This window comes from Lentzea alba (genome assembly GCF_047445655.1).
GTDB lineage: Bacteria > Actinomycetota > Actinomycetes > Mycobacteriales > Pseudonocardiaceae > Lentzea > Lentzea alba_A.
Window position 1 is genome coordinate 262303 of record NZ_JAJAEG010000012.1, and the last position, 10077, is coordinate 272379.

The 10077-nt window shown below is 69.8% G+C and carries 10 protein-coding genes; all 10 read left to right on the forward strand.

What is annotated here, in order from left to right:
• Positions 1–91: 91 nt before the first annotated feature.
• The 10 genes from eccD to LFM09_RS21850 all read left to right on the forward strand — a co-directional run bounded on the left by eccD (position 92) and on the right by LFM09_RS21850 (position 10052).
• Positions 92–1465 carry a type VII secretion integral membrane protein EccD gene (gene eccD / locus LFM09_RS21805; protein ID WP_414098364.1) on the forward strand — a complete coding sequence of 458 codons (1374 nt, stop codon included), beginning with the start codon at positions 92–94 and terminating at the stop codon, positions 1463–1465.
• 3 nt (positions 1466–1468) lie between these two features.
• Positions 1469–2878 carry a type VII secretion protein EccB gene (gene eccB, locus LFM09_RS21810; protein WP_414098365.1) on the forward strand — a complete coding sequence of 470 codons (1410 nt, stop codon included), beginning with the start codon at positions 1469–1471 and terminating at the stop codon, positions 2876–2878.
• A gap of 127 nt (positions 2879–3005) precedes the next feature.
• A complete protein-coding gene (locus LFM09_RS21815; protein ID WP_414098366.1) occupies positions 3006–3359 on the forward strand; it encodes a WXG100 family type VII secretion target in 354 nt (117 codons plus the stop codon).
• Between the two features lie 39 nt (positions 3360–3398).
• Positions 3399–3698, forward strand: coding sequence for a WXG100 family type VII secretion target (locus LFM09_RS21820; RefSeq protein ID WP_414098367.1), 300 nt, complete (start codon positions 3399–3401; stop codon positions 3696–3698).
• A 33-nt stretch (positions 3699–3731) separates the two neighbouring features.
• A complete protein-coding gene (locus LFM09_RS21825; RefSeq protein WP_414098368.1) occupies positions 3732–4181 on the forward strand; it encodes a hypothetical protein in 450 nt (149 codons plus the stop codon).
• A gap of 6 nt (positions 4182–4187) precedes the next feature.
• The gene (locus tag LFM09_RS21830; RefSeq protein ID WP_414098369.1) at positions 4188–6302 is read left to right on the forward strand and encodes a hypothetical protein; all 2115 of its coding nucleotides are present in this window, start codon (positions 4188–4190) and stop codon (positions 6300–6302) included.
• Entirely contained in the window at positions 6241–6651 is a 411-nt protein-coding gene (locus LFM09_RS21835) for a YbaB/EbfC family nucleoid-associated protein (protein WP_414098370.1), read from the forward strand. The genes LFM09_RS21830 and LFM09_RS21835 overlap by 62 nt, the downstream gene beginning before the upstream one ends.
• A gap of 6 nt (positions 6652–6657) precedes the next feature.
• Positions 6658–8643: a hypothetical protein gene (locus tag LFM09_RS21840; protein ID WP_414098371.1), complete on the forward strand. Its 1986-nt coding sequence runs from the start codon at positions 6658–6660 to the stop codon at positions 8641–8643.
• A 13-nt stretch (positions 8644–8656) separates the two neighbouring features.
• Positions 8657–8977 (forward strand): hypothetical protein, encoded by a 321-nt coding sequence (locus LFM09_RS21845; RefSeq protein ID WP_414098372.1) that lies wholly within the window; start codon positions 8657–8659, stop codon positions 8975–8977.
• Positions 8978–9008: 31 nt separating this feature from the next.
• On the forward strand, positions 9009–10052 hold the full coding sequence (locus LFM09_RS21850; protein ID WP_414098373.1) for a hypothetical protein: 1044 nt from the start codon (positions 9009–9011) through the stop codon (positions 10050–10052).
• Positions 10053–10077 lie beyond the last annotated feature (25 nt).

Below are 10077 nucleotides of genomic sequence, written 5' to 3' on the forward strand. Positions count from 1 at the left end.
CAAGAGGTGACGAAATCCGACCACGCGATGGTTCGCTCCCGGCGTCTCAGCAGGGGCGCGTCGCGCTGGTCGCCGAACGAAGGCGTGTGCCATGGCGACCACTTCCGGACTGTGCAAACTTCGCGTCCGGGCTCCCTCCACCTGCTTCGAGCTCGCTGTGCCGGTGGACATCCCGCTGATCGACCTGATGCCGACGATCCTCGGCTACGCAGGCCAGGACCTGGGTGAGAAAGGACTTGAGCACGACGGCTGGATCCTGCAGCGGCTCGGCGAGACACCGCTCGACCAGGACGCCACCGTGGACGTGCTGAAGCTGCACGACGGTGAGACCCTGCACCTGGTGCCCCGCCGGGAACAGCTCCCGCCGGTCCACTTCGACGACATCATCGACGGCCTGTCCACCGAGGCGCGGGCGCGGCCCGACTCGTGGAGCCCGGACGCCACCCGGTGGACGATGCTCGGCAGCGTCCTCGCGATCGCGGCGTTCGGCTTCGGGTTGCTGGCGACCGCGATGAAGACCTGGCCGACACTCCTGGCCGCGGCGCTCGCGGCGCTCTTCCTGCTGGTGTGCGCCGCGACCGCGGCTCGCGCACTGGGTGACGCGGTGGCGGCGCTCGCACTGGCGCTCGCCGCGGTGCCGTTCGTCGGGCTGGCGGGCTTCATCGTCCCGAGTGGACCAGAAGGACCGGTGCTGACCGGCGCGCGCGTGCTGGCGGCCTGCGTGGCGGGCGCGGGAGCCGGTGCGCTAGGGCTGGCCGCGGTGGCCGGCGCGGCACCGGTGTTCGTCTCCGTGGCGACGTTCGGGGTGCTGTGCGCGTCCGGCGCGCTGGTGATGATGCTGAGTGGCGCGAGCGCCGCGGGCTCGGCGACGATCATCGCGGTGGTCGCGGTGCTGGTCGGCGCGTTCGTGCCGCGGATCGCCGTTCGGCTCGCCGGGTTGCGGCTGCCCGCACTGCCCACCACCGCGGAGGAACTGCAGGAGGACATCGAGCCGCACGCGGGGGAGGAGGTCGTCACCAAGGGCAGGGTCGCGGACGCCTACGTGACAGCCCTCTTCGCCGCGATCGGTCTCGCCTGCGCGATCACGGTCGAGCTCGTCGTGCGCGACCCGTCCTGGCAGGCCACCACCTTCGTGGCGGTGCTGAGCTGTCTGCTGCTGGTGCACGGCCGTGCGCTGGGCAGTGTGTGGCAGCGGCTGTCCGTCATCGTGCCCGGTGTGTACGGCCTGCTGCGGCTGTTGCTCGCGTGGCACCAGGAGTCGCCCCGCCCGCTGGTGATGATCGCCTTTCTCTTCGTGTCCGTGTCGGCGTTGATCGTGGCGCGCTGGACGCTGCCCGGTCGCAGGATGCTGCCGCACTGGGGCAGGCTCGCGGACATCGCGGAGAGCCTGGCGGCGCTGTCGCTGCTGCCGCTCGCGCTGTGGCTGCTGGGCGTGTTCGCTTTCATGCGCGGGTTCGGGGGCTGAACCGTGAACAACAAGTCAGACCAGGTCCAGGCCCACCGGTTCATGCTGGGCAGGCTCACGTCCGCACTGCTGCGCGTCGACCCGGACGCTCCGGAGAGCCCGCTCCACCGCACCTACCGCGGCAGCACCATCGGCGGCATCATCGCCACGGTCGTCTGCCTCGTACTGCTGCTGTTCGGCTTCATCTCGCCCGGTGGGAACAAGTCCTGGAAGGTCGAGGGCGCGCTGGTCGTGGCCGACGGCTCGGGGGCGCGGTTCCTCTACGCGGGCGGCAAGTTGTTGCCGGTGCTGAACTTCGCGTCGGCCAAGCTCGTGGCGGGTGACCAGCTGGTCGTGAAGCACGTCGCGGAGAAGTCGCTGCAGGACGTGCCGCGCGGCGACCCGCTGGGCATCATCGGCGCTCCGGACGCGTTGCCGGCGCTCGGCTCCGACCCCTGGCAGGTGTGCACCGCCGTCAGCCGTGACAGGACCGGCCAGACCGCGCTGGGCATCGGCGGCGGGGCAGGCGCGCGGCCCCTCGGCGACGACGAGGCGGTCGTCGTGGAGACCCCGGACGGCAAGACCTCCCTGCTGTGGCGTGGCAAACGGCATCGGGTGGCGGCGGAGCACGGCGCGCTCGACGCGCTGGACGGCGTTCCGCAGCCGGTGAAGGCGCCGGCGGCACTGCTGGACGCACTGCCCACGGGGCCGGATTTCGCACCGATGGCGATCGCCGGGCTGGGCAGCGCGGGACCTCGTCTCGGCTCGGCGGACTCGAAGATCGGCCGGCTGTACGCGGTGTCCGGTGAGCTGTCGCAGCACTACGTTCTCACCACCGCGGGGCTCACCCCGGTGTCGGCGCTCGACGCACGGCTGCTCGGCGCCGACCCGCGGGTCCGCACAGCCGCGTACGGCGGCGGCGAGGTCGCGGTGACCCAGCTGCCCGGCCGCGTGGTCAGCGAGCACCTGTCCAAGGCCGAGCCGCCACCGCCTGTGTCACCGCCCCGTGCCGTGACACTCCACAGTGGACAGGGATTGTGCGCGGTCGTCGTTCCGGACGGAGACGCGCCGCGCACGCAGATCGCGTTGAGCAGCCAGGTGTCCGAGGAGGGGCAGCCGCCGTACGACCAGCCGGGTGTCGCGGAGCCCTGCACGAAGGTCGACCGGATCGGGGTGCGGCCGGGCTCCGGCGCGCTCGTGAGGGCCACCACGGCGTCCGGCCGTGTGGGCGACGCGCTGTACCTCGTGACCGACACCGGCGTGAAGTACCCGGTGCCACCGGACGGTGCGAAGGCTCTCGGTTACGGCTCCAGCGTCTCGATTGGACTCTCCACGAGCCTGCTCGCGTTGCTCCCGACCGGTGCGTCGCTGGACCCGTCGTCGCTGCGCAACGGGGGTGCGGTGCTGCCGGAGCCGGCCGCCTGCGGAGCATGACCGGCGAATCTGCGGCAAGTTCTGCCGGTCGTCCTGCATGGTCTGGCCGGCTCCGCGTTGATCTCCTGTCTCCCGTCGCGCCGCTCTGGCGGCGATTTCCGCCATATGCAAGGAAAGGACCAGACCTATGTGCGCACAGCTGAGTCCGAGGATCCAGAAGTCCGACACCGGGATGAACGCCGGTATCACGGCGATCGACAACTCCGTGGCCGACTGCGAGAAGGTCCGGGTGAAGGCGGAGGCCCTTCGCGTCGAGATGAACGACCAGTGGGCGGGCTCCGCGGGCACCGCCTTCAACCAGAAGCTCGACGAGTGGTTGCGCAACTACTACCTCGTCATCCAGGAGCTCCGGACGATCAAGGATCTCGTGACGTCCAGCAACACGGCGATGAACACCACCGAGAACGACAACTACATGCTCTCCGTGAAGGCCTTCGGTGACGTGAGCGCAGGCGTCTACAAGGGCGTCACCGGAGCCTGACCATCGCCCGACCACACCGGAACACGAAGGAGAAGGATCATGACTCTGCCCCGCGACGGCTTCTTGGCAGGCCGCGAAATGCCGCACCTGGGCGCTCAGATGAAGGCGTACACGGCGGAGCTCCAGAGCGAGGTCGACAACCTGTGGACGCAGCTCGCGCCGATGAGGGACTCGTGGCTCGGCGAGGGTGCCAACGCCTACGACCTCTGTCAGACGAGGTGGAACGCCGTCCTCGGACAGATGGCGAAGAGCTTCGAAAGCGGCGGGATGGTGGTGCAGCTGGCCCACGCCGAGTACAACGCGACAGACCTGAGGAACGCCTCCAACCTCACGTTCTAGTTCCGCGCCGTCCCAACGGAAAGGAGAACGGGCGTGGCGGGAAACGAGCCCAGCGGCAGCGGTGACATCAAGGTCACCCCCGCGTTCCTCAGGTCGTTCCAGACGGGCTTCCTGGCGGAGTTCCTCAAAGTTCTGGAGACCGATCCGAACATCCTCGAGCTGGAGCAGACGACGTCCAGCGGCCCCGGCAAGCGCAGGTTGCTCGCGGGCAACGAGAAGCTGTTCGAGCCGGCCAGGCTCCTGATCGAGAAGTACGAGGCTCTCAACAAGGGGACGGCGCCCACGCTGTTCACCCAGATCGTGTCGATGAGGACCTACCTCCGTGAGCTGAACCTCAGGATCGACAAGGTGGTGGCTGACGTCGAGAAGGGTGAGTACGACAACCTGCAGCTCACCAGCCAGCTGAGCATCGAGCAGGTCAACGCGATCTTCAGCCCCAGCCCGGCGCCTCCCGCGCCGCAGCCGCCCCCGGCGGGGAGCTGACCGGAGATGACCAACCCGGCCATGAACGCGAGGTGGGAGCAGGTCCTCAACTACTTCCAGGACGGCGAGTCCGTCAAGGAAGTCGCTTCCCGCGACACCCTCCTGGGAACGAAGTGGCTCAAGTGGGACGTCTGGGCCGCCGCCCTGGTCTTTTCCAAGGAGCCGCAGGGCTGGGACTGGAAGATCCACTCGATGACGGGCTGGATGCACTACTGGGCTGTGGCGAGCGCGGACTACAGCGGGCTCGAAAAGCCGATGAACGACTTCTTCGTCCCGATGCGCACGATCATCGAGTCGCTGTCGAACGGCAACAACCCGGTAGCGCAGCCCTGGACGTTCGACAGGGCGCACAACGCGTTGAACGGCACCAAGAACGTCCTCGTCGACCAGAGCGCGAAGATGAAGCTCTGGCAGGACAAGGTCGGCAAGAAGGGTGACGACTTCCAGGGCGCCGGTGCCTCGGCGTTCTGGAAGGTCCTCGGCGATCTGAGGGACAAGTGCGACAGCTACGCGCGTCAGCTCGGCGTCCGTGACGGTCACGCGTGGAACGCGCTCGTCGACGCCAAGGGCCAGTCCGACAACAAGGACACCGGCAACATCAACGAGAGCAAGGTCGGTCTCCTGTGGGCGATCGACACTCTCGCGGAGGCTTACCGGAAATGGCTGGAGCCCACGAGCCTGGCCGGTTACAACCTGACGCACTTCGGCGATCCGGGAGGGCTGACCAGCGTCGAGCTCGCCTGGCCCGGTGCCGCGCTGAACGCCGTGTTCAACAGCAACGGGTTCAAGGCCGATCTCGAGGTGAGTGCGGGAACCAACTGGAGCGGGGCGGAGCACTACGCGAAGAGCAAGGCGGCCGGGGTCGACGCCAGGAACCAGGCCTTCTGGGACCGGATCGAGCAGGCCGCCAAGGACCTCTGGGTGTTCCACCTGCAGAAGATCCTGGACCCGGCGGCCGCCAAGGTGGTCCAGGCGCTCGACCCGAACTACCGCACCGCGTCCACCTACCTGCCGACGATCATCAACCCGCCCAAGGTCGACCTGAACCCGAAGCCTCCGCCGGGTCCGCAGGGACCGCCGGCTCCGCCGCCTCCGGGTTCCGGAGGCGGGCCGAAGGGACCACCCGGTTCCGGCGGCGGTGGCGGGCAGGGCGGTCCGAAGGGGCCGCCTTCGCCCGGCGGGAACGGTCCGAACGGCAGTGGTCCCAACGGTTCGAACGGTTCTGGTGGTTCGAACGGTCCCGGTGGTCCCAAGGGGCCCAACGGTCCCAGCGGTCCGCCGCCGATCCCGCCGCCGATCCCGCCGAACCTTCCCGGCGGCCCCAACGGTTCCACCGGGCCGGGACCGCTGCCCCCGAACTCCCTGCTCAAGGTGCCGACCGGTTCGATGATCGGCCCGGACGGTGTGGTGCGCGACGCGAACGGCAAGCCGGTGCTCGACCGCAACGGCAAGCAGATCGTCGTGCCTCCGGGGTCGAAGGTGAACCCGGACGGGGAGATCATCGGGCCGAACGGCGACAAGCTCGCGGAGAAGGACCGGCTGCAGAGGCCGGAGGTCAGCGGTGACAAGGAACGGGAGAGCGAACTCGACCGCTATCTGAAGTCGTTGCGCGGCAACAACACCCCGTCTCTGCCCACGTTGCTGAACAACAACGCCTCCGTGCCGCCGAGCCTCCACGCGGGAGGGTCGGGCAGTGGCCTCGGAGGTTCTTCCGGTGTGAGCGGGCTGGGCGGGCAGGAGCCGCCGCCTTCTCCGCCGAAACCGGTCACCACCGAGGGGGGTCCCTCGCTGGTGAAGAACCAGCAGGGCAACGGCGGTCCGCAGAACGGGATGGGCGGCGTGCCGTTCTACCCGCCGATGGCGGGCGGGATGGGCGGCGGTCAGGGCGGCGGCGAGAACAAGGGCGAGCGGGACCGGCAGACGTGGCTCGCCGAGGACGAGGAGACCTGGGGCACCGACCCCAAGCTGCCGCCGTCGGTGCTCGGCGCCCGCAGACGCCGGCCGCGGGTCGGGCAGAACGCGGGTTTCGGTGCCCACAACCACGGACAGGGAGGACACGATGGCCGACTGGCTGGCGGAGCAGCTGCACCAGACCATGGCCGCGTTGAGGGATCAGCGTGAGCGGATCGAGGCGGCGAAGGCCGAGCTCGCGGCGCGCACCGCGTCGGTGACCTCCGCGGATCGCATGGTCACCGTGACCATGGACGCGCACAACACCGTGGTGGGCCTCAAGTTCAACACCACGAAGTACCGGTCCATGCCTCCTGAGCAGCTGGCTCGGACGCTCGTCGAGGTGCTCGGCAGGGCGCGGCAGCAGATGACGGACGCGACGGTCGAGATCTTCGGCCCGCTGATGGACCAGCGCGCCGACCTGCGTGCGGCGATGACGGGCAACACCGAGGTGGACGACGTGTTCTCGTCGATCTGGAAAGAGGCGCCTTCCGACGTCCTCGGCCGCGGGAAGGACTGACCGGCGATGACGACTCCCGGGACGCCTCCACCCGGCTCCGTGGGCGGTCCGGACACCCGCCAGTGGAAGTGGGAGCAGGCGCTCAACATCTTCAGCGACGAGGGGAGCTTCCCGTTCGTGCCGGCGCGCGAGACGATCACCGGCCCGGCGTGGCTGAAGTTCGAGGCCAAGAAGGAGGTGAACGACCAGGGCACGCGAGGTCTGGTCAGCGCCTCGTACCACACGAACTACGGGTACTGGTTCGCCGAGGCGAGCATGACCCCGGAGGTCGAGAGCGCGCTGACGCCGTGGGTCACGAACGCCAACAAGATCCTGAACGCCGCGCTCGGCGACACCCTCACGACGGCGAAGCGCACCACCTTCGACGACGCTGCCAGGAACCTGCAGGGGGCGGCCAAGGCGCTGACCGACCAGGTCGCACCGCTGCAGAAGCTGCGCAAGGACGTGGGGCACGAGAACAGCGCGCTGCAGGGCAGGGGAGCGGACGCGTTCGGGCACGTGCTGAACGGCCTCTCCCACCGGTGCCAGAACCTCGTGGAGCAGATGAGCCGCGAGCGCACGTCGTGGGCCGCGCTCCTGGAGGCGAAGGACCTGCTGGCCAGGACCGCCCTCATGCTCCAGCAGGGGTGGCTGCAGTGGCAGAGCGGTGAGACCAGGTCCTACGACACCGGCCTGGGCTTCCAGGTCCAGGCACCGGGTTCCGCCCTCATCTGGCCCGCGGGTGTGGTCGCGGCGATCTGGCAGTCGCCCGAGCTCGTCGCGGACATCAAGGCGGGCGCGCCCGTCACCACGACCGACTACATGGACAACCAGCCGCGCTACCCCGTCAGCACCCGTCTCGGCGGCAGGCTGGACCAGGCAGGCCCGTGGCTGGCACTGGAGGCGGCGGCGAAAAGGGTGTGGGCGGACCACATCGTGTCTCATGTGGACGGTTACTCGGCCAGCGCGGTGGGCATGCTGACCGCCGCCTACGGTGTCGCGCAGAGGTATCTGCCGCAGATCGTGACGCCGACGCCTCTCGTGCTCCCCACCGGTCCGGGGCCCGGCGGTGGCTCCGGTGGGTCGGGCGGCTCCGGCGGCTCCGGCGGGCCGGGTGGTTCCGGTGGCTCCGGCGGACCTGGAGGTTCCGGTGGGCCGGGCGGTTCCAGCGGTCCGAACGGCACGGGCGGTCCACCGCCTCCTCCCACCGTCATCACGAACCCCAACGGGCCGTCCGGTCCCGGGCCCGGGATCGGGGGACCGCAGTCGCCGCTGAGGGTTCCCACCGGTTCGCACGTCAGTCCTAACGGGACGGTGATCGGCCCGAACGGCAGGCCGGTGCTCGGCCCCGACGGCAAGCCGATCATCGTTCCCAAGGGTTCGCGGGTGAACTCCAACGGGGAGATCATCGGCCCCAAGGGCGGTGCCGTCCTCGACCAGAAGGACCGCCTTCGCGCGCCCTACGGTCCACCGACGGTCGAGTCGAACGAGTCGGCGCTGGAGCGCCACCTCAACTCGCTGCGGCGCACGCCTCCACCGGTGGCGCCGCCGTTGCCGCCGAGCACCGCGCTGCCGGTCACCGTGTCCAGGTTCGACCCGCTCACGAACCTCCTCAACAGGCCTGGCCCCCACGTCAGCGTGACGTCGAACCTGCCCCCGTCGCTCGTGCCGTCGACGACCGGCGCACCACCGCCTGCCGGTGGCCCCAGGGGCACGGGCGGCAACGGAGCAGGGACGGGCGGCGTGCCGTTCTACCCGCCCACGGCGGGCGCGGGCATGGGCGCCGGTGCGGGCGGCGAGAACAAGGGAGAGCGGGACCGGCAGACGTGGCTCGCGGAGGACGAGGAGACCTGGGGCACCGACCCGACGGTGGCGCCGGGTGTGCTGGGTCGCCGCAGGCGCAAGCCTTCCCGGCGGTTCCCCGTCGTCGCGACGAGCGGCGACGACGAGCGCGACCACACGCTGGGACTCGGTGGTCCGGCCGTCGGCACCAGCGCCACCACCACAGGATGAGGACGGAAGAACCATGAGCAAGTCGTTCAGCGCCGATCCGGACGGCATGGCCGCGGTCGGCAAGGGGTTCGCGGACGTCAAGGCCTACGTCGCCGGGATCGTCGAGGGCGGCCATGACCGCCTCACCATGCTGCTCGAAGCCTGCGGTGAGGGCGACGACGGCGAGGAGATGAAGAAGAACCTCCACAGCCCGACGGTCAAGATCGAGGGCGCGTTCACCACGGTCGTCGAGGTCATCGGCAACCAGGTCACGGTGGTGAACGGCATGAAGGACGTGCTCAACGCCATGGAGCACAACAACACCTCGCTCGTGAACCACAACCTCAGGCGCTAGCACCCACCACTCGAAGAAAGTTGGGAACACCATGTCCACCGAGCCCCAGCAGCCCACGGGCGTCGCGGTCGCTGCCGCGGCGGCGCCAGAGGCACCGCCCGTCGCCCCCGTGGCAACGCCGGACGGCCCGGTCGCCACCCAGACCCGTGTCAGTGCCGTGCCGTCGGTCGTGGAGCAGACCACGGCGGTCAGCACGTCGAAGAAGGCCACCCGGGTCTCCAAGCCCATGATCGTCGCGGCGGCGGTCGCGGGCGTCGTGCTGATCGCGCTGCCGGTGGCCTTCGGCACGGTGCTCGACAACGACCAGCCCGGTGAGCAGCCGGAGAACGCGGGCTACGCCCAGGTTCCGCCGCCCGTCGACGGGTTCGTGCCGGGCGTGGAGGATCCGCGGACAGAGAACACCGACACGTCCTCTCCGGCGCAGCCCAACGGTTCCGTGCCGGGACAGACCTCCGACGGCAAGCCCGTCGCCCCCGGCAGGGCCGCGAACCCGGTGGTTCCGGGTGTGCCAGGGCAGACCCCCACCCAGAACCCGGCTCCCGCGCAGGGGGCTCCGCAACCGGCGCAGGCTGCCCCGTACGAGGCGACGGCCGGGCCGGGATGCGGTGGCAGCACGGGGTTCTCCGGTGTCGGCTCCTACCGCGACGGCAACGCCGGCTGGGTGGACCACGGCAGCGGTTGCGGTACCGCGTTCGTCTCGATCCCGATGTCCGGCGACGCGAACAAGGACGACACGAGCGCGTACGGGTTGTGGACGTTCAACACCGGCCCGGTCACCACCGGCACCTGCGCGGTCTCGGTGTTCGTCCCCAACGGTGACATCACCAAGGTGGGCGGCAACCCCACGCACTACCGGGTGTACGACCGCTTCGCCGTGGACAAGGCCACCCCGACCGGGTCCTTCCAGGTCAGCCAGGTCGCCAACCGCGGCAAGTGGGTCAGCGTCGGTTCCTTCCGGGTCACGGGGGGCAAGCTCGCCGTCCAGCTGCTCACCAGGGGCGAGGACTGGAAGGGATCGACCACGAACTACGCGCACCACGCCGCGGCGACGGTCAAGGCCAGCTGCCAGGCGTGATGTTCGTCAAGACCAGAGGGAGCGA

What these genes read in the sequence shown, in the direction of transcription:
- LFM09_RS21840 (WP_414098371.1), top strand. Translation starts at nt 6,658, where the DNA reads ATGACGACTCCCGGGACGCCTCCACCCGGCTCCGTGGGCGGTCCGGAC.
- eccD (WP_414098364.1), top strand. Translation starts at nt 92, where the DNA reads ATGGCGACCACTTCCGGACTGTGCAAACTTCGCGTCCGGGCTCCCTCC.
- LFM09_RS21815 (WP_414098366.1), top strand. Translation starts at nt 3,006, where the DNA reads ATGTGCGCACAGCTGAGTCCGAGGATCCAGAAGTCCGACACCGGGATG.
- LFM09_RS21835 (WP_414098370.1), top strand. Translation starts at nt 6,241, where the DNA reads ATGGCCGACTGGCTGGCGGAGCAGCTGCACCAGACCATGGCCGCGTTG.
- LFM09_RS21850 (WP_414098373.1), top strand. Translation starts at nt 9,009, where the DNA reads ATGTCCACCGAGCCCCAGCAGCCCACGGGCGTCGCGGTCGCTGCCGCG.
- LFM09_RS21845 (WP_414098372.1), top strand. Translation starts at nt 8,657, where the DNA reads ATGAGCAAGTCGTTCAGCGCCGATCCGGACGGCATGGCCGCGGTCGGC.
- LFM09_RS21830 (WP_414098369.1), top strand. Translation starts at nt 4,188, where the DNA reads ATGACCAACCCGGCCATGAACGCGAGGTGGGAGCAGGTCCTCAACTAC.
- LFM09_RS21820 (WP_414098367.1), top strand. Translation starts at nt 3,399, where the DNA reads ATGACTCTGCCCCGCGACGGCTTCTTGGCAGGCCGCGAAATGCCGCAC.